At 59.6% G+C, this 21,545-nt stretch carries 18 protein-coding genes, 1 tRNA gene and 1 pseudogene; 12 read left to right on the top strand and 8 right to left on the bottom strand.

Annotated elements, in window-relative coordinates; genetic code table 11:
• Positions 1–208: 208 nt before the first annotated feature.
• Positions 209–625 (bottom strand): gas vesicle protein GvpG, encoded by a 417-nt coding sequence (locus tag AC1DE4_RS20670; RefSeq protein WP_018859949.1) that lies wholly within the window; start codon positions 623–625, stop codon positions 209–211.
• A gap of 154 nt (positions 626–779) precedes the next feature.
• On the opposite strand from AC1DE4_RS20670, the gene phaC reads away from it, so the two are divergent.
• Positions 780–2,618 (top strand): class I poly(R)-hydroxyalkanoic acid synthase, encoded by a 1,839-nt coding sequence (gene phaC, locus AC1DE4_RS20665; protein ID WP_112641381.1) that lies wholly within the window; start codon positions 780–782, stop codon positions 2,616–2,618.
• A gap of 24 nt (positions 2,619–2,642) precedes the next feature.
• On the opposite strand, the gene AC1DE4_RS20660 is transcribed toward phaC, so the two are convergent.
• A complete protein-coding gene (locus AC1DE4_RS20660) occupies positions 2,643–3,662 on the bottom strand; it encodes a methyltransferase (protein ID WP_112641384.1) in 1,020 nt (339 codons plus the stop codon).
• 316 nt (positions 3,663–3,978) lie between these two features.
• Here AC1DE4_RS20660 and AC1DE4_RS20655 point away from each other — a divergent pair, with 316 nt between their 5' ends.
• From AC1DE4_RS20655 to AC1DE4_RS20630, 6 genes and pseudogenes are all read left to right on the top strand, one after another.
• Complete coding sequence (locus AC1DE4_RS20655; protein ID WP_477882717.1) at positions 3,979–5,304, top strand: DUF2778 domain-containing protein; 1,326 nt, start codon at positions 3,979–3,981, stop codon at positions 5,302–5,304.
• Between the two features lie 568 nt (positions 5,305–5,872).
• Positions 5,873–6,709, top strand: coding sequence for a type I methionyl aminopeptidase (gene map / locus AC1DE4_RS20650; protein WP_018859953.1), 837 nt, complete (start codon positions 5,873–5,875; stop codon positions 6,707–6,709).
• A gap of 7 nt (positions 6,710–6,716) precedes the next feature.
• A pseudogene (radC, locus tag AC1DE4_RS20645) lies at positions 6,717–7,531 on the top strand (RadC family protein).
• A gap of 64 nt (positions 7,532–7,595) precedes the next feature.
• Positions 7,596–8,216: a dual specificity protein phosphatase family protein gene (locus AC1DE4_RS20640; RefSeq protein WP_025659063.1), complete on the top strand. Its 621-nt coding sequence runs from the start codon at positions 7,596–7,598 to the stop codon at positions 8,214–8,216.
• A gap of 87 nt (positions 8,217–8,303) precedes the next feature.
• Entirely contained in the window at positions 8,304–9,710 is a 1,407-nt protein-coding gene (sthA, locus tag AC1DE4_RS20635) for a Si-specific NAD(P)(+) transhydrogenase (protein WP_025659064.1), read from the top strand.
• Positions 9,711–9,893: 183 nt separating this feature from the next.
• The gene (locus AC1DE4_RS20630) at positions 9,894–11,690 is read left to right on the top strand and encodes a B12-binding domain-containing radical SAM protein (protein ID WP_037215166.1); all 1,797 of its coding nucleotides are present in this window, start codon (positions 9,894–9,896) and stop codon (positions 11,688–11,690) included.
• A gap of 35 nt (positions 11,691–11,725) precedes the next feature.
• Here AC1DE4_RS20630 and AC1DE4_RS20625 read toward each other — a convergent pair whose 3' ends face one another.
• The 5 genes from AC1DE4_RS20625 to AC1DE4_RS20605 all read right to left on the bottom strand — a co-directional run bounded on the left by AC1DE4_RS20625 (position 11,726) and on the right by AC1DE4_RS20605 (position 15,895).
• Complete coding sequence (locus tag AC1DE4_RS20625) at positions 11,726–11,968, bottom strand: nuclear transport factor 2-like protein (RefSeq protein WP_245271639.1); 243 nt, start codon at positions 11,966–11,968, stop codon at positions 11,726–11,728.
• 335 nt (positions 11,969–12,303) lie between these two features.
• Positions 12,304–13,782 carry a trigger factor gene (gene tig, locus AC1DE4_RS20620; RefSeq protein ID WP_025659066.1) on the bottom strand — a complete coding sequence of 493 codons (1,479 nt, stop codon included), beginning with the start codon at positions 13,780–13,782 and terminating at the stop codon, positions 12,304–12,306.
• 186 nt (positions 13,783–13,968) lie between these two features.
• Positions 13,969–14,053 (bottom strand) — tRNA-Leu (locus AC1DE4_RS20615).
• 154 nt (positions 14,054–14,207) lie between these two features.
• Positions 14,208–14,795 (bottom strand): GDYXXLXY domain-containing protein, encoded by a 588-nt coding sequence (locus tag AC1DE4_RS20610; RefSeq protein ID WP_025659067.1) that lies wholly within the window; start codon positions 14,793–14,795, stop codon positions 14,208–14,210.
• Complete coding sequence (locus tag AC1DE4_RS20605) at positions 14,792–15,895, bottom strand: DUF2157 domain-containing protein (RefSeq protein ID WP_025659068.1); 1,104 nt, start codon at positions 15,893–15,895, stop codon at positions 14,792–14,794. The genes AC1DE4_RS20610 and AC1DE4_RS20605 overlap by 4 nt, the downstream gene beginning before the upstream one ends.
• Before the next feature lie 864 nt (positions 15,896–16,759).
• Between AC1DE4_RS20605 and AC1DE4_RS20600 the strand changes: the two genes are divergently transcribed.
• The 3 genes from AC1DE4_RS20600 (at position 16,760) to AC1DE4_RS20590 (ending at position 17,732) form a co-directional block, all read left to right on the top strand.
• On the top strand, positions 16,760–16,906 hold the full coding sequence (locus AC1DE4_RS20600; protein WP_018859364.1) for a DUF1127 domain-containing protein: 147 nt from the start codon (positions 16,760–16,762) through the stop codon (positions 16,904–16,906).
• Positions 16,907–17,202: 296 nt separating this feature from the next.
• The gene (locus tag AC1DE4_RS20595) at positions 17,203–17,346 is read left to right on the top strand and encodes a DUF1127 domain-containing protein (protein ID WP_018859365.1); all 144 of its coding nucleotides are present in this window, start codon (positions 17,203–17,205) and stop codon (positions 17,344–17,346) included.
• A 182-nt stretch (positions 17,347–17,528) separates the two neighbouring features.
• The gene (locus tag AC1DE4_RS20590) at positions 17,529–17,732 is read left to right on the top strand and encodes a hypothetical protein (protein ID WP_025659069.1); all 204 of its coding nucleotides are present in this window, start codon (positions 17,529–17,531) and stop codon (positions 17,730–17,732) included.
• 58 nt (positions 17,733–17,790) lie between these two features.
• Here the strand turns inward: AC1DE4_RS20590 and AC1DE4_RS20585 are convergent, their stop codons facing one another.
• A complete protein-coding gene (locus tag AC1DE4_RS20585; protein WP_477882712.1) occupies positions 17,791–18,678 on the bottom strand; it encodes a LysR family transcriptional regulator in 888 nt (295 codons plus the stop codon).
• Between the two features lie 111 nt (positions 18,679–18,789).
• Here AC1DE4_RS20585 and AC1DE4_RS20580 point away from each other — a divergent pair, with 111 nt between their 5' ends.
• Entirely contained in the window at positions 18,790–19,407 is a 618-nt protein-coding gene (locus tag AC1DE4_RS20580; protein ID WP_025659071.1) for a glutathione S-transferase family protein, read from the top strand.
• A gap of 48 nt (positions 19,408–19,455) precedes the next feature.
• Entirely contained in the window at positions 19,456–21,525 is a 2,070-nt protein-coding gene (locus AC1DE4_RS20575; RefSeq protein WP_025659072.1) for a 2Fe-2S iron-sulfur cluster-binding protein, read from the top strand.
• Positions 21,526–21,545 lie beyond the last annotated feature (20 nt).

Raw genomic sequence — 21,545 nt, 5'->3', positions numbered from 1 at the left:
TGCGGCCACCGCGGCCGCGCTCGAAGTTCGTCCTAAATTCCCGGCTGTTCGCGATACGAACTTCAGAATCACCAACGCCGTATTCATCAGACTTGCGTCGCACGGCATTTCTTTGACGGAAAGCCGCGCAGGCCGTGCATTATCGGGAAAAATTCATCTTCCGCCACAGATGGAAGGCTTTGCTTCCAAATTGCAGCGAAGGCAAGGCCTAATTGGCGATTTCTGAGAGCGTCTCGGCGCCGTGCTCGGCCGCTAGCTTTCGAAATTCCGCGACGCGACGCTGGTACTCGGCTTCCGAGATCGTACCGGCCTTGCGCTGGGCGGCAAGCGCCGTCAATTGCTTCTGAACCCCGCCAGCCTCGTCGTCGCTCATTTGAACGTTTGCGGCCGTGAGCGGTGCCCCGAATCCCGGATAGCCGTCCTTGTAATGAGACAGGCCGCTCTCGGTCGGCTCTTCACCCTTTGTCGCGCTCATGACCACGGGCGTCGGGGCCGCTTGCCTTGCCGCGAAGGCGGCCTTTTCCTCGGGCGTCTGCATGCATCCGGCAAGCGCCATGGCCGCGGCGGCGCCGATGAGCGCGATACGGGTCATGTTTGCGATGGTGCGGATGCCAATTCTCGTCATTTGCCAGAGGTCCCAAATCCTGAGGTGCTTCGACTGTTAGATTCGTCGCCGCCACAAAGCAATAGCACGAGCGTGCGTCAGCGGAACTTGTTTTATAGATCTTTCCAGATGTACAACTCAATTTGCAGGAACATGCCGCCGCCGGAGGAGACACGTGACCGACAGCAAGCAGCAAGACGGCGACAAGGCAAAGAGCCGGGGATTCGATGCGAAGGACCTGGATCCGTACCTGATGAAAGATCCCGAGGCGATGGCGGTCAACTTCGCCCGTGCACTGGAGAATCTCGGCAAGGCGGCCACGGCCTGGCTTGCGCCACGCGAACGTGGCGAGATCGCAGAAAATGCAGCGGAACCGGTGACCGACATGGTCAAGACGCTCTCCAAAGTCACCGAATACTGGATCTCAGATCCGCGCCGCACCTTCGAAGCGCAGACCCAATTGATGAGCAGCTACTTCGGTATCTGGATGCGCTCAATGCAACGCATGCAGGGCGAAACGCCGGCGGCGGAACCGGAGCGCAACGACAAGCGCTTTGCCGATGAAGACTGGCAGAAGAACCCGTTCTTCGAGTTCCTGAAGCAGGTTTACCTCATCACCGCCGATTGGGCGGAGAAGATGGTCGCCGAAACCGACGGGCTCGACGAGCACACGAAGCACAAGGCCGGTTTCTATGTGAAGCAGATCACGGCCGCCCTCTCGCCGACCAACTTCGTTGCCACCAATCCGCAGCTTTACCGCGAAACGATCGCGACCAGCGGCGAGAACCTGGTGCGCGGGATGAAGATGCTTACCGAGGATATCGTGGCGGGCCAAGGCGACCTGAGGCTTCGCCAGACCGACATGACCAAATTCGCCGTCGGTCGCGACATGGCGCTGACCGCGGGCAAGGTGATCGCACAGAACGAGATCTGCCAGATCATCCAGTACGAGCCGACGACAGAGACGGTGCTGAAGCGCCCTCTCCTCATCTGCCCGCCGTGGATCAACAAATTCTATATCCTGGACCTCAACCCACAGAAATCATTCATCAAATGGTGCGTCGACCAGGGCCAGACCGTTTTCGTGATCTCCTGGGTCAATCCGGACGCGCGGCATGCGCAAAAGGATTGGGCCGCCTATGCGCGCGAAGGCATCGACTTTGCCCTCGACACCATCGAGAGGGCGACGGGTGAGAAGGAAGCGAACGCTGTCGGCTACTGCGTCGGAGGCACGCTGCTTGCGGCAACGCTAGCGTTGCACGCCAAGGAAAAGAACAAGCGGATCAAGACCGCTACCCTCTTCACGACACAGGTCGATTTCACCCACGCCGGCGACCTCAAGGTCTTCGTCGACGAGGAGCAATTGGGCCGGCTTGAAGCCCACATGGAGGAGATCGGCTACCTCGACGGCTCAAAGATGGCGACCGCCTTCAATATGCTGCGGGCTTCCGAACTGATCTGGCCCTATTTCGTCAACAACTATCTGAAGGGCCAGGAACCGATGCCCTTCGACCTTCTGTTCTGGAATGCCGATTCCACCCGCATGGCGGCGGCAAACCACGCCTTCTATCTGCGTAATTGCTACCTCAGGAACGCGCTGACGGCGAACGAGATGATCCTGGACGGTCAGAAGCTGTCGCTGAAGGACGTCAAGATCCCGATCTACAATCTCGCCACCCGCGAAGATCATATCGCGCCTGCAAAATCGGTGTTTCTCGGCAGCCAGTTCTTCGGCGGCAAGGTCGATTTCGTGCTGGCAGGCTCTGGCCACATAGCGGGCGTCGTCAATCCCCCGGACAAGAAGAAATACCAATACTGGACCGGCGGCGGCGTAACCGGCGACTATGAGACGTGGCTTACCAAAGCGGCTGAGAACGCCGGCTCGTGGTGGCCACACTGGCAAGCCTGGATCGAGGCGAAGGACAACAAGCGCGTGCCCGCCCGGAAACCGGGAGGCACCGCGCTCAACGCCATCGAGGAGGCGCCGGGAAGCTACGTGATGGAGCGAGCCTAAGAGCGACGCCCCTGCTCGGCTTCATCACTCCAGGAAGATCAGACTGGCAGGTGACGGGGGCAGCGGTCGGGAAACGAACTCCTGAAAACCAGCCGACTTGGCCATATCGGCCAGTTCCCGCTCCGTGTAGGCGTCTCCCTTCGGTGTCGTGGCCAGCATGACCATGGCGAAAGCAGCCGGGAACTCGGGCGACACCCGATCCTCGTTCGGAACGAACTCGACGATCGCAACGCGGCCTCCTGCTGCCAGACTTGCTCGCGCCTTTTTCAGGAGCATGACGCAGCCTTCGGCGTCAAAGTGATGAAGGAAATTCGGCAGCAGGATGAGATCATAGCCACTGCCCCAATCAACCTCGAAGGCACTGCCGGGCCGGAAGCTGAAGCGCCCCGCTACTCCTGCATTCGTTGCATTTTCCTCGGTCACCGCAAGAACCGGCTTCCAATCGATAGCAACCACGCTGGCAGATGGCGCCACCTTGGCGATTTCTATACCGAAGGCACCAGGACCGGCGGCAACGTCCAGCACCTTGCTTGGCAGCTTTGACCATGTCGCAACGTCAGATGCCACAGCTTTCGCGCTCGCTGTGTTAAGCCCAAACATGCCCCTCGCAAACTTGACCCAAATAGGGTTGTCCGGCTCCACGTTGGCCAAGCCGACGGAGCCTCCGTTGCGGACGTAGGCGGCAGGATTTTCGAGGAACAAGGACATCATTTGCGGCGACCCCATGAAATCGATCGCCGCACCTATATAGGCCGGGGAACGCCTGTCCAGAAAGGCCTTGCTCGACGGCGTCGGCGCATAACTCTCACCGCTCTTCGTCAGAAGACCCGAAACTACCAGGAAGTCGCAAAGAATGCGCACCCCACGCTCGGCGCAATCAATGTCCGACGCGAGCATCGCCGCCGTGCGCGCTTGCCCGCCAAATTTTGTGAAAAGATCGAATTCGATCGCTGCCTTCATCGCCGCCGTTTTCCGAAATGCAAGCATCGCATCAACCAGCAAGGCTGGCGAGATTTCTTCATGAACCACTTGTGTCGAAGACATCGGCTTTCCCTCCCAACGTGGAGCCACGCGACGGGAGGTATTCATAGCAGAATCCGCATTCCTCGGCACTTCCTGACAAAGGAGGAACAGGCAAAAAGCCGGCGCCCCAAGGACATGCCCAAAGCCTGCCCTCAATTTCGAACGGCTCGAGCGAGCGCGTAAAGGAATTGGTTACCATAATTCGGCATCCTGCCAATCAACCGGACATATTAGCGAGCCGCAATTTAGCCCTGATGCTTCTATACCGGCCCCGGCGAAGGAATATCCATCGGTTCGTACCGCCGGCCCCAGTAACGAGTTGTGAAAGACGGGTCTCATGGCGTTTGCGGTCGATGTGTTTAGCAATAGCAGGCCTATAGGTACGTCCATTTCTCGTTTCGGTTACTCTTTCCGCTTTCTTTCAGGTGCAGCTCTCATCGGTGCGGGGTTTGCCGCTTCAGCGTGGGTCGTCGCTACACTTGCGACCATGCATATGGTTGCACCGGCCCCGCTTCCGAGCGCCGGTCGCTTCGCCGACATCGCGCTTGCCCCCGCAAGCGTCGCGAAGACCGAGCCTGTGCAACGCCTCGTTCACGTCAAGAAATTCTCGCGCTTGCGCATCAGCACCGATGCCGAACTGGCCTTTGCAAGGGGTGTTCACGTAGCCGCTCCGTCGGCGGCGCTTGCGGCGGCATTTGTCGGGCAGTCCGAACCTCTTGCGCTCTCCGAAGCCTCTCCGAACAGAGAGCTGGCGACGGCTGTCGCGTCAGCGGCACCCGCTCAGCCGGCGCGCCCGGCCAAGGACGACACCGTAGAGGTGGCATCAGCGACCGTTGCCTCGACTGACCGTATCATCATCCCGTCGAAGCAGGAGGTCGCAGCCGCCGAAGGACCTGCATTGCTGGCGCTCGCAGCAAGCCCTGCGGCCGAAATCAAGGGACAGGTACCGCCCGCCGCTACCAAGCCCGGCCCGGTCGAGATTGCGGCTCTTGCGCCGACTGAGCAGCCTGCACCGGGGGCAACCCAGCCGTTCGATCTCGTTTTGAGCGGCACCGACACCGAGATCCCCTTGCCCATGGCTCGGCCCGATGGCCTGATCAAGCGGGCTACCCCCAACGATCGCAGTGCTCCGGCTGAACCCGTACTTGCCTATGCGCGCCCGGATGCCGGCGCTTCCGATGATGACGACGATCAAATGCCGACGGTGAAGAAGGGGCTGTCCCCCGCGATCGCCCGCAATGGCGTCGCGGTCTACGACATTTCGGCCAACGTCGTCTACCTTCCGAACGGCGAACGCCTGGAAGCCCATTCCGGCCTCGGCAAGATGCGTGACAATCCGCGTTTTGTGCATGCCAAGAACCGCGGCCCGACCCCACCGCATACTTACAATCTGACGATGCGCGAAAGCCTTTTCCACGGCGTCGAGGCGATCCGACTGAACCCTGTCGGCGGTGCAGGCTACGTCTACAACCGCGTCGGCTTGCTTGCGCACACCTACATGCTCGGCGCCCGCGGCGACTCGAACGGTTGCGTGTCCTTCAAGGACTACAAGCGCTTCCTCGCTGCCTTCAAGCGCGGCCAGATACGCCAGCTGGTGGTGGTCACGAGCATGCCGAACAAGCCGACGTCCACCTTCGCTTCGTTGTTCTCGTCGCGCTCCTAATCAATAGTCAAAAGATAACACCGCGCTCGATTTTCACCGCACCTCGCCCCCATGCAATCATCCCCTTGTCCCGTCGCGGATACGCCACAAGGCGTTGCGGCGAGGCGGAACCGGCGCCGGGTGCGGAAGAAGGACGTGAGCTTCCGCATCAGGGGTCTGCAGAAAATGGTCTCCCTCCGGGGACGGCGGCGTCCGCGCGAATGCGGCGTTGAGTTGAGCCTCGGACGTGCCTGTGTGGCACACATGGTCCCCAGGGGAAGCGAAGCTTCCTCGGGCAAGGCCGCAGAGGGACCGGAGTTGCGGACATAAACCGCCGAATGGGTCTCTGGGAAGAGCTATATGATTTTATCTCAACGAGGCAATTTCCAGCGCCCCGTCCAATGCATGCATGCTCAAGCCGCGGGACGTGAGGATCGCGTGAGGGCGAAGACGCGTGCCGCTCGCAGAAAAGCCACTTGGCACCGATACACGACGCACACGGCAGAAATAGCATTCGCCCCATTGATCGCGATGGACGAACCCGGCATAGCTGCATTATGTACCAGAATGACAATCCTAAGGGCCTGCAATGGTGAATTATATCGAAGCCTCTTCCGCGCCATCGAAGAATACCGGCGCAATTAGGCTCTACGGTCCCGAAGCATTCGAAGGAATGCGGAAGGCGTGCCAAGTGACGGCGCGTTGCCTCGATGAGCTGGCGGCGTTCGTGCGGCCCGGCGTTGCGACCGATGCAATCGACCGTTTCGTGTTCGAATTTGGCATGGACAACGGCGCGATTCCGGCGACGCTCAACTATCGCGGATACACAAAGTCTACCTGCACATCGATCAACCATGTCGTCTGCCATGGCATTCCGGATGCAAAACCGCTGCGCGAAGGCGATATCGTCAACATCGACGTCACCTACGTGGTCGAAGGCTGGCACGGCGATTCAAGCCGGATGTACCCGGTCGGAACCATCAAGCGCGCTGCTGAGCGGCTGCTTGAAGTGACCTATGAATCCCTCCTGCGTGGCATATCGGCCGTTCGGCCCGGCGCCCGCACCGGCGCGATCGGGGAAGCCATTCAGACCTATGCCGAAGCCGAGCGCTGTTCCGTCGTGCGCGACTTCTGTGGTCATGGCGTCGGCGCGCTGTTCCACGACTCCCCAAATATCCTGCACTATGGTCGCGCGAACGAAGGGCCCGAACTGCGGGAAGGCATGATCTTCACGATCGAGCCGATGATCAATCTCGGTCGGCCGCATGTGAAGGTTCTTGCGGACGGCTGGACTGCGGTAACGCGCGATCGCTCGCTTTCGGCGCAATACGAACACACGGTCGGGGTTACTGCCGACGGCTGCGAGATTTTCACGCTTTCGCCAGGCGGCCTCGACCGACCCGGCCTCCCGCCCTTGAACCGATGAGCGCTTGATGACGAAGGGTCCTGTTTCGCATTCCAACGACGCCGAACTGCCCTTCGCCACCAGCGATGCAAGCGACGAACRCTCCTTTTTCGCGGAACAGGCCGCCAAGCCGGCATCCTTGGCGAAGCAGGCCAGCCTCTCCGCCTTGCTTGGCAAGGAAGAGCACTACCACGGGCACCGCGAGCGCCTGCGCGACCGCTTCCGTCAGCATGGCGATACAGCTCGCCGATTACGAGTTGCTCGAACTGCTGCCGTACAGGCTGATCCCCCGGCGCGACACCAAGCCGATCGCCAAGGCGCTGCACGAGCGCTTCCGCTCGCTCGCTGCCGTCTTCGGTGCACCGCTGCCTCTGCTGCAGGAGGTAAAGGGCATCGGCGAAGCCGTGGCGCTCGATTTGAAACTGGTCTCGACGGTCGCACAGCGGACCCTGAAGAGCGAGCTTCGAGGCTAGCAGGTGCTGTCGTCCTGGTCGTTGGTGATTCAATACTGCCACGCCGCGATGGCTCACGAGACACGCGAGCAATTCCGCATTCTCTTTCTCGACAAGCGCATTGATCGCCGACGAGGTTCAAGGGCGGGGCACGGTCGATCATACGCCGGTCTATCCGCGCGAGGTTGTGCGGCGGGCGCTGGAGCTTTCGGCCACAGCCCTGATCCTCGTCCACAATCATCCCTCCGGCAATCCCACGCCGTCGCGGGCCGATATCGACATGACCAAGATGATTGTCGACACCGCAAAGCCCCTCGACATCACGGTCCACGACCACATCATCATCGGCAAGGACGGTCACGCTAGCCTGAAAGGGTTGCGTCTGATATAGGAGTCTAAACCTATAGGAGCTAAAGTGCTTCAGGTATCCGTCAGGTTTAGGTGGCAAAGGGACAATGCTGCAATCAAACTGCTCCGGTACCTTTATGACGCCAACCGCCTTTCGCCGATTTCCTCGCACCGCGATAGCAGCGTTGTGCTTGCTCGCCGGGTCTTTTCTCGCCGGTGGCAGCTACGCCCTCTACCTGACAGTTACGGACAACTTCCACGCGGTCATCGATGGCGAAGTCTATCGTTCATCGCAGCCATCGCCTGAAGCCCTTGCGGGTTTCTCGAAGCGTTATGGGATCAAGACGATCATAAACTTGCGAGGCAATAACCCGGTACGGAGCGCCGAAGTCGAGCAGGCAAAGACACTTGGCATCGAGCATATCGATTTCCCGATGTCGGCCTACAAGGAGCTTTCGCCAGAGCGAGCGATGAAATTGATCCAAGTCATGAAGGACGCGCCGAAACCGCTGTTGATCCATTGCAACTCAGGCGCGGATCGAACCGGTCTCGCTTCCGCACTCTATCTGGCCGGCGTCGACAAGACGAGCCAGGGGGTTGCGGAGAAACAGATGTCCATCTTCTACGGGCATATCGGGTTGCCTTTCGCTCGCGCATTCGCCATGGACCGCAGCTTCGAGAAGCTGGAACCCTACTTGGCTTCAATAAATCCAGACCTCTCCTCCTAGAGCATTTTGCAACATTGACCTGCCCCGGTGGACGCGCGACATATTGCGTCGCAAAATGATTCCAGCTTTCCAATCGGGGCCAGCCTAATGTTCCAGTACGATCTCGTTGTTGTGGGCAGCGGCCCGGCAGGCCGCCGCGGCGCAATCCAGGCAGCCAAGCTTGGCAAGAAGGTCCTGGTCATCGAGCAAGGCAAGCGCGTCGGCGGTGTTTCGGTGCACACCGGCACCATCCCCTCCAAGACGCTGCGCGAAACGGCGCTCAATCTGTCCGGATGGCGTGAGCGCGGCTTCTATGGCCGATCCTATCGCGTGAAGGAAGAGATCAGCGCGGATGACCTTCGGCGCCGCCTGCTGATCACACTTGATCACGAAGTCGAAGTGCTGGAACACCAGTTCGCCCGAAACCGGGTGCAGCACATCAGGGGCAAGGCAAGCTTTCTCGACCCGTCGACACTCGAGGTCGTCAAGGATGATGGGGAAGTGGTCAAGGTCACGGGAGCGAGCATCCTGCTTGCGGTCGGCACGAAACCGTTCCGTCCGGACGACATCCCATTCGATAACAAGACGGTGCTCGACAGTGACGAACTGCTCGACATCGACGAGCTGCCGCGCTCGATGGTCGTGATCGGCGCGGGCGTCATCGGCATCGAATACGCGACGATCTTCAGCGCATTGGATACCGCGGTGACCGTGATCGATCCGAAGGCGACGATGCTCGATTTCATCGACCGGGAAATCGTCGAGGACTTCACCTACCAACTGCGCGATCGCAACATGAAGATCTTGCTCGGCACCAAGGCCGACAAGGTGACGCGTCTCGACAATGGCAAGGTTGAACTGAAGCTCGGCAATGGTCGCCGCCTGGTGACAGACATGGTCCTGTTCGCCGCCGGGCGCATGGGCGCGACCGACACGCTCAACCTGGACGCGGCCGGGCTCGAAGCTGATAGCCGCGGTCGCCTCAAGGTCAATCCGGAGACCTTCCAGACGTCCGTACCAAACATCTATGCCGCGGGCGATGTCGTCGGCTTTCCGAGCCTGGCATCCACCTCGATGGAGCAGGGCCGCATTGCTGCGCGCGTTGCTATCGGCGCGGTCGCGAAGGAGCCGCCAAAGTACTTTCCCTACGGCATCTATGCCGTGCCTGAGATCTCCACCTGCGGCCTGACCGAGGAAGAGATGAAGGAGCGCGGTATCCCCTATGAATGCGGCATCGCGCGTTTCCGCGAGACTTCGCGTGGCCACATCATGGGCCTCGATACTGGGCTTCTGAAACTCATCTTCTCTCTGAAGACGCGCCGGCTGCTTGGCGTGCACATCGTCGGCGAAGGAGCGACCGAGTTGGTTCACATCGGCCAGGCAGTCTTGAACCTCAAGGGCACCGTCGAGTACTTCGTCGAAAACACCTTCAACTACCCGACCCTCGCAGAAGCCTACAAGATCGCAGGCCTCGACGCGTGGAACCGCATGGGCGACATCAAGTCGGAGCTTTAATCCCTCCGACTAAAGGCAACCGATTGGAATTTGATAATTTCTTGAACGAAAACAGATACCTACGCGCCGTCCAAAATCCATTTCAACTGACTTATTTGTGTCGAATAGCATCGGTAAAAGCTTTGCTTGTATAATCCACCGTGTCTGGTAGCGTCCATTTTCGGGGATTCCTCTTACCAGCGAGTGACCGTGCAAGATCTTCCAAAGACTGCCGAACGGACCTTTCAGCTCATCCTCATCAAGCCGTCGCACTATGACGATGACGGCTATGTAATCCGGTGGTGGCGGGCGATGATCCCGTCGAATTCCTTGGCTGCGATCTATGGAATCGCTGTCGACTGCGCCGAACGCAAGGTATTGGGGCCCGATGTCGGGATCGAGATTACGGTCATCGACGAGACCAACACCCGGGTCAACATTCCCGCACTTCTCAAGCGGCTTGAACAGCACGACAATTTCGGGATGATCGCCCTGGTTGGTGTGCAGTCGAACCAATATCCGCGGGCGCTCGACATTGCCCGGCCCTTCCGCGCTGCCGGAATTCCGGTTTCGATGGGCGGTTTTCACGTGTCGGGATGCCTGGCCATGCTCGACGGCAAGGCGGTCGGCCTCGACGCCTGTCGCGAGATGGGCATCTCGATGTTTGCTGGAGAGGCAGAAGGCCGGTTGGACCGCGTTCTACAGGACGCCGCCGCCGGCAAGCTTGAGCCGCTCTACAATTTCATGAACGACCTGCCCAGCATCGAAGGTGCCGCCGTCCCATTTCTGCCGAAAACCAATGTCGCGCAGACGCTCGGCCTCAGCACGAGTTTTGACGCCGGCCGTGGCTGCCCCTATCAGTGCTCCTTCTGCACCATCATCAACGTGCAGGGCCGCAAGTCGCGTTTCCGCTCGGCCGACGATGTCGAAAAGCTGGTGCGAATGAACTGGGCGCAAGGCATCCATAAGTTCTTCATCACCGACGACAATTTCGCACGCAACAGGGATTGGGAAGCAATCTTCGACCGCCTGATCGAACTCAGGGAGAAGGACGGCATTCCGCTCGGATTGATGATCCAGGTGGACACCCTCTGCCACAAGATCCCGAACTTCATCGAAAAGTCAAAGCGTGCCGGCGTCACCCGCGTCTTCATCGGGCTTGAGAACGTAAACCCGGACAACCTCACGGCGGCCAAGAAGAACCAGAACAAGATCACCGAATACCGGAAGATGCTGCTTGCCTGGAAGGCACAGGGCATCATGACTCTCGCCGGTTACATTCTCGGCTTCCCCGCGGACACGCCGGAGACGATCCGCCGCGACATCGCGATCATCCAGCACGAACTGCCTCTTGATGTCATTGAATTCTTCGTGCTGACACCACTGCCGGGCTCGGAAGACCACCAGACCTTGTGGAAGAAAGGCGTCGAGATGGACGCCGATCTCAATATTTACGACGTGGAGCACGTCTGCACCGCGCATCCGAAGATGAGCAAGCAGGAATGGGAGGGCATCTACCAGGAGGCCTGGTCGCTCTACTATTCGCCGGAGCACATGAAGACGCTGCTGCGCCGGGCCGTTGCCACGGGCGTGCCGCTCGCCAGCCTCGTGAAGGTCCTTGTGTCGTTCGCCACAACTGTACCGTTGGAGAACGTGCATCCATTGCAGAGCGGCCTTCTACGTCTCAAGCATCCCTCCGAACGGCGGCCCGATATGCCGCGCGAAAGCGCTGTAACCTTCTGGCCGCGTTTCGTCTGGGAGACGGTCACCAAACACCTGTCGCTAGGTGCGACCATTGCCAAGCTTGCAATCAGCGCCTTCTTCATCGCACGAGACAAAGCGTCCAAAGCCTATATGGACCAGGCACTGACACCGGTCGGTGACCATGAGGATGAGACGCTTGAACTCTTCACGAAGACAGCGGGCGGGCGGGCTGCTGTGTCCCACATTCACAAGGTTGCGGAATTGACCCACGCCCACAAGGCCCGACCGGCAGTCTGAGGTCGACCGCCGCCGCCAACGCAAGAACGGGCCGGTTAAATTTGTGCCGTAGAGATCGCCGCTATATTGAGTAGTGACGCAGCTTGAAGTGTGTCGAGAAATTCCACGCACTCAACCAGCTTGCCGTTCTCGAAGGTCATCTTGTCCATGATTTCGGTATCGAACTTGGTCGTACTATGACGCATCTGGCCGACGCGATGAACCGGTGCAACATTTCCGTCGACACGGATGTCGAGTTCCAGCGCCGTCATGTCCCATGTGTCAATGAACTGCCGCATCGTCGCGCGGAGTGCAGCGCTGCCGACAACGGGGTTGGTGAGCGACGCCAGATACTGGCTGCCGGCTGCCCGGAAAACGCAATTGTCCCAAGGAATGACATAAGCGCATCAAGGTCCCCCCGATGCCGTGCCTCGAAAATCCGCCTTGTCAGGTCTGCGCCGGAAGCCATCGTCAATCCTTCCCCTGCCAACAACGCTTAGATTGCATCATATCATTTCAAAATGCAACCATACCGTGCGACCTGGACGGACGACAGCCTAAAAGCAGGCACGCGACCTGGAAAGAAAAAGCCCCGCACAAGGCGGGGCTTTCGTAAATTTCAACTGGCCGAAGATTACTCGGCGCCTTCCTCGGAAGCCTTCTTCTTCGGAGCGGCTTTCTTCTTCGGAGCAGCTTCTTCGCCTTCAGCAGCTTCTGCCTTTGCAGCAGCCTTCTTCTTAGGAGCGGCCTTCTTGGCTTCCTTCTCGGACGCTTCGCCTTCTTCGTCGGCGAGCAGTTCTTCCTTGGTTACCTTCTTGTCCGTGACGTCGATTTCGGTCAGCAGATGGTCGATGACCTTTTCTTCGAAGATCGGAGCGCGGATCGAGGCTGCTGCACCCGGCTGGCTGCGGAAAAAGTCAAGGATCTGCTTTTCCTGGCCCGGATACTGGCGCAGCTGCTCGTAGATAGCGCGCTGCATTTCGTCTTCGCTTACTTCGACGCCGGCCTTTTCGCCGATTTCAGAGAGAACGAGGCCGAGGCGAACGCGACGCTCAGCGAGCTTTTTGTACTCTTCCCGTGCCTTCTCTTCCGTCGTGTCTTCGTCTTCGAAGGTCTTGCCGGACTGAGCGAGATCGTTGGCGACCTGGTTCCAGATGCCGTTGTACTCGGCGTCGACGAGCGAGGCCGGGGTCTCGAACTTGTACATTTCGTCGAGCTGGTCGAGGATCTGACGCTTGACCTTCTGGCGGGTCATCGAGCCGTACTGCGACTCGATCTGGCCGCGGACGATTTCCTTCAGACGGTCAGCCGATTCAAGGCCGAGCTTCTTGGCCAACTCGTCGTTGATTTCAACGTCGGCCGGAGCAGCAACGTCCTTGACCGACACGTCGAAGGTGGCTTCCTGGCCAGCGAGGTTCTTGGCCGGGTAGTCAGCCGGGAAGGTAACGGTGATGGTCTTCTCGTCACCAGCCTTGGTGCCGACCAGCTGGTCTTCAAAGCCCGGGATGAACCGGCCGGAGCCGAGAACGAGTTCGGCGCCCTGGTCGGTGCCGCCCTCGAAGGCAACGCCGTCGACCTTGCCGACGTAGTCCATCGTGATGCGGTCGCCGTTGGCGGCCTTGCCCTTCTTGGTTTCGTACGAACGGGCGCTTTCAGCGACCTTCAGAACCTGTTCGTTGACTTCCTCTTCGGAGATGTCGACGACTTCGCGCGTGATCTTGATGCCCTTGTTGGACTTCAGTTCGATCGGCGGCAGAACTTCGTAGGACAGCGTGAACTCGAAGTCCTTCTGAGCGGCGAGGATCTGTTCGGCCTCGTCCTTGTCTTCCGTCATCGCGATTTCCGGCTGCGTCGCGGACTTTTCGCCGCGTTCGGCCAAGATGGCGGTCGGCTGCTCGCGGACGATCTCGTTGACGAGGTCGGCCATAATGGACTTGCCGTAAACCTTCTTGAGGTGAGCGGCCGGAACCTTGCCCGGACGGAAGCCGTTGATGCGGACCTTGTCCTTCACGTCGGCAAGACGCTCATTCATCTTGACTTCCATGTCCTTGGCCGGGATTACGACCTTGATTTCGCGCTTCAGCCCTTCAGCGAGCGTTTCGATAACCTGCATGTCTTCCTACCTCATTTCGTGGCGGCCGTGCCCAGACGCCGTTCGTTTCGATGAGCACGACGCCGGAAAGTTGCCGAGCGTGGCTTGTTCTCAATTCTTATTCATTCCGCCCCTGGCGGAACGGCGCCTTGCTGCCGGGTAATCGAGGAACACCGGTTCCGGTCCCCCCGCCTGCAAGCCAGCTTTTGGTGCGGGTAGAGAGACTTGAACTCCCACGCCTTGCGGCACCAGAACCTAAATCTGGCGTGTCTACCAATTTCACCATACCCGCGTTCTCAAAAACCGCATGCATATGCCTGCACATGAGGCCTTCCGGAGCGCGGCGTCTCTATAACACCCGATTTGGGAGAGGCAAAGGAAAAATGAAGGGCAAATGACAGTGATTTCGCCCGCGCTCGCAGGCTTCCACACCATTCGGCGTCAACTTAATAAAGAGGCTCGTCGTAGGCGGGCTTCCCGTCGACGAGCAGGCTGCGTATCTGTGGCGTTCCATCCGAGGCCACGCGAACGGCAATGGAGACGTCACCGCCCTGGCGCGCCTGCTCCAAGGCCGTGCCTTGGCCTTCCGGAACGTAGTAGCGTTCGATGCCATACTCGACGCGGATGTGGTCGGCGGAATTGGGGCCATAACTATAGAAAGGCCTGCTATGCAGAACCACGGTGCCCGGTTGCTCGGCCAAGCGTTCGAACGATGCTTCGACAATGCCCCAGAATCCGCCATCGCCAGGCTTCAGCCGCACCCAAAGGCTCTTCTTGCCCTGGTCCTGCGGTACACCGCCAACAATCGATGCTACCGGGACCGAGGAGATCTCGTAGTTCAGCACGACATAGTCACCGCGCAGAAAGTCGCGCGGATCGACGGGCGCGGTCTTCAGCAGAGCGTCGGTACCGCTGCGCAGAATCGACGCACGGCTCTCGATCACATAGCCAAGAACGGCGGTCTGCAGCGCCGCTACGATGATTGCAGCGACGATGTAGCGGCTGCCTGAACCTTGCGGCGAGAAAATGCTCATACGCTTGCCTCCGGAGTTGTGAGGGCAAATCGCCGCTCGAGGCGAATGACGAGCCACGCGACGGCCGCAACGAAGAGCCCCGAGAACAGGAAGAGGCTCGATGTCCCGAGAATCGACCCGACGGTCACCGACGCAAGGTAGAGCATCTCAGCGGCAAAGGCGGCGTAGGCCAGATAGCGCACCGCACCGTTGTTTCGTCCCTGGAGCGCAATGGCAACAACTGCGGCGCCCAGCGTCACCAGCGCCAATGTCACGAACTGCCAGCCATGCTCCAGTTCAATATGGAGCAGAAGGAGACCGATGATGGCGACGAGGAAAGTGTAAAAGGCAGGAGCCGATCCGGCAGTCCTGAGAAGCGCGGAACGTCGTGCTACCGGCAGGCTGACGAGAACAAAGGCGAGCATGCCGCCGACAGCATAGGCGAGCGCGAGCCAGAAATTCTCGTTCACCGCATAGAGCCAGGTAAGCCAGCCGACAAGCAGCAGATACGCGAGATGGCGCGCGCGATCCGCGCCGGTGAGGCGGACGAGACCAATGACAACAGCTGCCATGAGCGGCACAATCCAGGGATCGAGGCCGACCCAGCGCGTATCGTAGGTATCGAGATAGGCCGCGAAGCTGCCCCAAGACAGAAAGCCTGCCACCGCGGCGACGACGCCGGAGCGAAACAGCACCGCCGAAACCACTGCCATGCCAAACCACAGGTACATGACCGTCAGTTGGTCTCCCGACAAATGATACATCTGCCCGATCAGCGAAATCGCTCCACCGAAGGCCAATGTCCCGATCACCAGCAGTCCGCCTGCTGCACCGGTGGCGCCGCGCCTGAGCATGACCGCCGCGCCGAGATGCACGACCCAGATGATTGCAAGAATGACGGCGACGCGCACAAGACGCGGGATGGCTTCCCAATTCGAAGCGACAACCAGCAGGATCGCCGCCCCTAGCAGGATTGCCGCGAGGATCATCAGCACGTTGCCAAGGCTGAAGCTTGCCGGGCGCGCGTCATATTCCTCCAAGAGCGCTCCTGCAGTTGCCTCCGGCAAGAGCCCCTTTTCCACCCAAAGCGAGAGGTCTCGCTCCAATCGACCGCGATACATGCCCTACTCCGCCAAACGCGCGATTACGCGCTTCCTCTCTTTGCTTTATAGCCGTTGATCGAGCACGGGGAAATATTCCCATACGAAATCCTCATTGGGCGAATTTGGGGTGCTTTTTAACCGATCCATAACGGCAGGTTGCTAATATACACTCCATACTCGCAAGCCATGCGATTTCTGCATGGGCAGCATGATTATATTGCACTGCAAAATACCAGTAAGACGATTTATGTCACTAATCAGAAGGCAAGGGGACGGCGCCCTGCCCCGGGTTACCGGAAAAGCCTGCGAAGATGATCTTCGTAACGAAATTCGGAGCAGCGCACTCCTCCTCCCAGCGCCCTCCGATAGACTGACGACACTCCTCCTCCCAGTTGTCAGTCACCCTAACGACGCCCACCGGATCCTCCCCCGGTGGGCGTTTGGTTTTCGACAATATCGCAGCGTGGTTTTCCAATGCCTGTTGGACAGCGGTGGCGGATGTGCCTCCCGCAGGTCGCGCCGGTCTAATGGCCTGGCAGCAGGCTCATCGGAGGCAGCAACGACCCCGCAGCCGCTGACCGCCGAACCAAATTTCGCTGCGACCTCCTTGTCGCAGCTGCATATGCCAACCGGCGGCCACTCGCCTCGCAAGGAGAAAAGGTAACGCGGGCCGGCATACGCCAACCATTCTGCCTAATGATTAACCACATGGGAGCGAAATCACGGCGACTAGCGCTTGAGACTTGCGCTAAATGCATAGGTGATCTGAAATCTTGTCTCTGTTACGACTTCGCAGCGCAACATATATTGCAGTCATCAAATAGAGGTCAGCGCCGATCGGCGGCAGCTGGCAGATCGCAAGCCCTAGGAAAGGGGACCAAAATGAACTTCTCTCGCTCTTTCAACAACTGGCGCAAGTATCGTCAGACTGTTTCCGAACTCGGCCGCATGACCAACCGCGAATTGCACGACCTCGGTATCGACCGCTCTGACATCCATCGTGTTGCTCGCGAGGCTTCTGCCCGCTAATCCAAGCGATTTGCTATCCTCCCAAGCAAGATCGCCTTGATAAAACGCCCGCTGCCCCTGGCAACGGGCGTTTTCTTTTGCCTGGCTACCAGCTTCCGCGATAGTTGCAGTCAATTCCCCGTCCCTTTTGGCGTGGCTCAGAAAACAATCGTTGCATTCGGAATGAGCATCACATGCACAATTGCATAGCAGATGCCGCTTCTTTGCACTGCACAATATGACAGAGAAGACTTATATGAACGTCAACGATGAGACGGCGATGGGGCCGCTCTGACGATCATTCTGAGGAAAAGAACATGAACCCGATCCGCATTGCAAAGAACTGGATGAGCTATCGCCGCACGCTCAGTGAACTTGGCAGCCTCTCCAACCAGGCGCTCGCCGACATCGGCGTTACCCGCTACGACATCCGCAATATCGCTTCCCGCTCGTTCCGCTAATAGCGGCGAGCGTGAAGCTTCCAAGACGGCGCCTTTGGCGCCGTTTTTGATTCTGAGCCCCTTCACGGCGAGCGCGCCCGCCACGGGCATGGCAGTTAATACCACACTTCCATCATCCTTTAGGATGGACTCATATTAGCCATTGTGAAAGTATCCGGCATTACCCAAGGGAGACATGCGTAATGTGCCGATATAATCTTCGCATGGAGGACGGACTCTGGACCGTTGTCGATGCCACGACACAACGGCCGGCGGAGTTGAACAACGTGCAGATGGCTCGGATGACGTGGCGCGAAGCATGCGACATGGTCGATATCCTGAACAACCTCGATCGTATAAGCTCCCTGTCCGAATGCTACGAAGCCTCGGCCAAGGCCATTGCATAAATGCCGCCTTTGCGGCACAGCGTATCGGGCTGATATCTACCTCGACATCGGTCTGCCTCTAGAGGCCGAGCGCCTTTATCTTCTGAACAGCAAAGTCCACGAAAGCACGTGTCTTGGCTGAGACGTGCCTGCCCTCTACGTGGACCACGTGGATCGGCAGTGGCTCTTCCTCGTACTGATCGAGCACCGTCCTCAACCGACCGGCAGCAAGATGCTCCGCCACCTGATAGGACAAGGTCCGCGTCAGGCCCCACCCCGTCAACGCCGCGGAGATCGATGCATCGACGGTGTTGCAGTACATGCGCGGGTGAAGCTTGACGGGCGTATGGTTGGGCGCGAAGTGCCAGTCCAACGGCGCCGATGATCCCGTATTGACGATGGTCACGTGCCGGGTGAGATCCGCCGGCGTTACCGGCTCGCCATGACGCGTGAAATAGGCCGGCGCGCCGCAGACAACGCGGCGCACGCTGCCGACTTTGTTCGCCTGCTGGTCCGAGTCCTGCAGGTGGCCGATACGAATGGCGACGTCGATGCCCTCCTCCACGAGATTGACCATCCTATCGAAGAACAGGACGCGCCCGGTGACCGCCGGGTGCGTGCTGAGAAACGCGGTCAAGATCGGGACGACATGGATCTGACCGAACAATACCGGCGCAGTGATGCTGAGGATTCCGGATGCCGTTGAATGGGATCCACCGGCAGAGGCTTCCGCCTCGTCGATATCACTGAGAATCCTTCGGCAGTCGTCAGCATATCGGCTGCCTGATGGCGTCAGCTTCACCGAGCGCGTTGAGCGCACGAACAGCCTAGCACCTGTAGTTTCCTCCAGATAGGCGACTGCGCGCGTAACGGCCGGAGCGCTCATGTGAAGTTGGCGTGCAGCCTGCGCAAAGCTCGCCGTCTCGGCGACCTTGACCAAAACCCTCATACATTGAAGCCGATCCATAGGATATCCCGCAATATTCCACAAATTGAAATAGTGACTTTCGTATTATCGCAATTCAGCGCGCAGCAGGAAACAATTATTGTCTGTTCACCTCAATCGGAGATCAGATCGATGAAGCTGTACTCGCATCCTCTATCGGGCCATGCCCATCGCGCCCGCCTCTTTCTGTCGCTTATCGGCGTCGATGCCGAAATCGTGGAGGTCGACCTAGCGGCGGGAGAACACAAGAGCCCCGATTTCCTGGCGCTCAACCCATTCGGGCAGCTGCCGGTGCTTCAGGACGGCGACACCGTCGTCAGCGACTCCAACGCCATTCTTGTCTATGTCGCCAAGACGTATGCGCCGGAGGGATGGCTGCCGGAGGAGCCGGCAGCGGCGGCTGCGGTTCAGCGGTGGCTGTCGGTCGCGGCGGGCGAGATCGCCTATGGTCCATGCGCGGCCCGTCTTGTGACATTATTCGGCGCGAAATTCGATACTGAAGAAGTGATCGCGAGAGCTCATCGCATTCTTGGCCTTGTCGATGCCCAACTGACCGGTCGTGAATGGATCGCCTCAACGAGACCGACGATCGCCGACATCGCCCTCTACAGCTACATCGCCCGGGCGCCTGAGGGGAACGTCGACCGGTCTGCCTACCGTAGCGTAACGACCTGGCTCGAGCGCATAGAAGCTCTTCCCGGCTTTCAGCCTTTCCAGAAATCACCCGTCGGCATTGTCGAGGCCGCTTAAGGCGCCGCATCGCGCCGCACCCGACCAAAAGCCGTGAAGGAGCCAGTTATGCCCACCGAGGCACAGAGCACCACCTCCTCTCCCTGGCATGCCGGAGAGATCGCACTGCAGGAGAAGGTCGGCGTCGCGAAGCGAATGGACGAAGTGGGCCGCCGCGTGCTGCGAGATCACCTGATCGATCAGCATCGGCAGTTCTACCCGCAGCTGCCCTTCATCGTTCTTGGGACGGTAGATGAAGACGGCAACGCATGGGCGACACTCCGTGCCAATCGTCCGGGCTTCCTTCAGAGCCCGGACCTCCACACACTGAGTGTCGACCTTCCGAGTGAGCTGCTCGACCCGGCCGGCGCGGGAATGGACGACGGCAAGGCCATTGCCATGTTGGGTATCGAGCTCCACACGCGCCGTCGCAACCGGCTGAATGGCACTATCCATCGAACCGGGCAGGACGGCTTCGATGTGCGTGTTGGGCAGGCCTACGGCAACTGCCCGCAATATATCCAGCTGCGCGATTTCGAGTTTGCACGGGATCCAATGCAGCCCTCCGGGTACGACCCGGTCAGTTTTGGCAATCTGGAGGGTCGGCCTGCCGAAATGATCGCCAAGGCGGATACATTCTTCGTCGCCTCGTATGTCGACCGCGACCATGAAGGGCGCCAAATCGATGTTTCGCATCGTGGCGGCCGGCCCGGCTTTGTCCGGATTGGCGAGGACAGTGTTCTGACGATCCCGGACTTTGCCGGCAATCTCTTCTTCAACACGCTCGGCAACATTCTTGCCAATCCGCGGGCGGGGTTGGTCTTCGCGGATTTCGAGAGCGGCGACCTGCTGCAGTTATCGGGCAGCGCCGAGGTCATTCTGGAATCGCCTGAGATAGCGGCGTTCCAGGGGGCGGAGCGGCTGTGGCGCTTTCGCCCGACACAGATCGTCTACCGGCAGGAAGCGTTGCCGCTGCGATGGCGATCGCGCGCCAACGGTCCATCTCCCAACTCCCTGATGACCGGGAGTTGGGATGAGGCTGCCGCGCGGCTTCAGGCGATTGCCCTCGCCAAGAGCTGGCGGCCCTTCGGCGTCACCCGGATCGTCGAAGAGAGCGCCAGCGTGCGCTCGTTCTATCTCGAACCGATAGACGAAGGCGGGATCATTCCGCATGTCTCCGGCCAGCACCTGCCGATCCGCATCAAGCTCGAGGGATCGGATGTGCCGGCGGTGCGCACCTATACGATCTCCTCGGCCCCCTCCGACAGTATCTATCGCATCAGCGTCAAGCGCGAAGGGCTTGTCTCGGCGCATCTTCACGATGCCATCCGGCAAGGAGACATCATCGAGACACGCGCCCCGACAGGCGCGTTCACGATTGACCCCGGCGAGAGACGCCCTGCCGTCTTGCTGGCGGCAGGCATCGGGATCACCCCCCTGCTCGCGATGCTGCGGCATGTCGTCTACGAGGGGCTGCGAACCAGGCGGATACGACCGACCTGGCTGATCTATTCAGCGCACAACGCGTCGGAACGTGCATTCAATGCCGAGCTGCAGGCACTCGCCGCAGTGTCCGGCGGCGTCGTCAAGCTGGTCCGGTTGCTCAGCGATACTTCTGATACGGTCGCTGGTGAAGACTATGACAAGCAGGGGCGCGTCGACATGACCCTGCTCAGCAGCGTGTTGCCGTTCAACGACTACGACTTTTATCTGTGCGGTCCAGCCGGCTTCATGCAGTCGGTCTATGATGGCCTGCGTGGATTGAATATCTCTGATAGCCGCATCAATGCCGAAGCGTTTGGACCCGCGTCTCTCCAGCGATCGGGAGATGCGCTCCCGCGATCGCCCGCGCGCGCCGCCGCTGAAGAACCGCAGCCGGTCTATTTCATGCGCTCCGGTAAGGAAGCACGCTGGGAGCCAGGATCGGGCACGTTGCTCGAGCTTGCCGAAGCGCGCGGCTTGGCGCCCGAGTTCAGCTGTCGCCTTGGCAATTGCGGAAGTTGCAGGACGAAAATCCTGTCAGGCTCCGTTGCATACACGAAGGAGCCGACCGCCGACGCCGCCGATGACGAAGCGCTGATTTGCTGCGCCGTGCCGGCGGCGAGCGACACGGGCGCTCGGCTGAAGCTGGATATTTGACGGCATCGGTGCCGGCATCG

Source organism: Rhizobium sp. 10N414 (genome assembly GCF_056394785.1).
The sequence above is the reverse complement of the archived record's forward strand: the minus strand, read 5'-3'. Positions and strand labels throughout refer to the sequence as shown.

What these genes read in the sequence shown, in the direction of transcription:
- AC1DE4_RS20605 (WP_025659068.1), bottom strand. Translation starts at nt 15,895, where the DNA reads ATGTATCGCGGTCGATTGGAGCGAGACCTCTCGCTTTGGGTGGAAAAG.
- AC1DE4_RS20595 (WP_018859365.1), top strand. Translation starts at nt 17,203, where the DNA reads ATGAACCCGATCCGCATTGCAAAGAACTGGATGAGCTATCGCCGCACG.
- AC1DE4_RS20670 (WP_018859949.1), bottom strand. Translation starts at nt 625, where the DNA reads ATGACGAGAATTGGCATCCGCACCATCGCAAACATGACCCGTATCGCG.
- AC1DE4_RS20590 (WP_025659069.1), top strand. Translation starts at nt 17,529, where the DNA reads ATGTGCCGATATAATCTTCGCATGGAGGACGGACTCTGGACCGTTGTC.
- AC1DE4_RS20585 (WP_477882712.1), bottom strand. Translation starts at nt 18,678, where the DNA reads ATGGATCGGCTTCAATGTATGAGGGTTTTGGTCAAGGTCGCCGAGACG.
- AC1DE4_RS20600 (WP_018859364.1), top strand. Translation starts at nt 16,760, where the DNA reads ATGAACTTCTCTCGCTCTTTCAACAACTGGCGCAAGTATCGTCAGACT.
- AC1DE4_RS20640 (WP_025659063.1), top strand. Translation starts at nt 7,596, where the DNA reads ATGCTGCAATCAAACTGCTCCGGTACCTTTATGACGCCAACCGCCTTT.
- AC1DE4_RS20575 (WP_025659072.1), top strand. Translation starts at nt 19,456, where the DNA reads ATGCCCACCGAGGCACAGAGCACCACCTCCTCTCCCTGGCATGCCGGA.
- AC1DE4_RS20660 (WP_112641384.1), bottom strand. Translation starts at nt 3,662, where the DNA reads ATGTCTTCGACACAAGTGGTTCATGAAGAAATCTCGCCAGCCTTGCTG.
- AC1DE4_RS20625 (WP_245271639.1), bottom strand. Translation starts at nt 11,968, where the DNA reads ATGCGGCAGTTCATTGACACATGGGACATGACGGCGCTGGAACTCGAC.
- sthA (WP_025659064.1), top strand. Translation starts at nt 8,304, where the DNA reads ATGTTCCAGTACGATCTCGTTGTTGTGGGCAGCGGCCCGGCAGGCCGC.
- AC1DE4_RS20580 (WP_025659071.1), top strand. Translation starts at nt 18,790, where the DNA reads ATGAAGCTGTACTCGCATCCTCTATCGGGCCATGCCCATCGCGCCCGC.
- AC1DE4_RS20655 (WP_477882717.1), top strand. Translation starts at nt 3,979, where the DNA reads ATGGCGTTTGCGGTCGATGTGTTTAGCAATAGCAGGCCTATAGGTACG.
- map (WP_018859953.1), top strand. Translation starts at nt 5,873, where the DNA reads ATGGTGAATTATATCGAAGCCTCTTCCGCGCCATCGAAGAATACCGGC.
- tig (WP_025659066.1), bottom strand. Translation starts at nt 13,782, where the DNA reads ATGCAGGTTATCGAAACGCTCGCTGAAGGGCTGAAGCGCGAAATCAAG.
- AC1DE4_RS20610 (WP_025659067.1), bottom strand. Translation starts at nt 14,795, where the DNA reads ATGAGCATTTTCTCGCCGCAAGGTTCAGGCAGCCGCTACATCGTCGCT.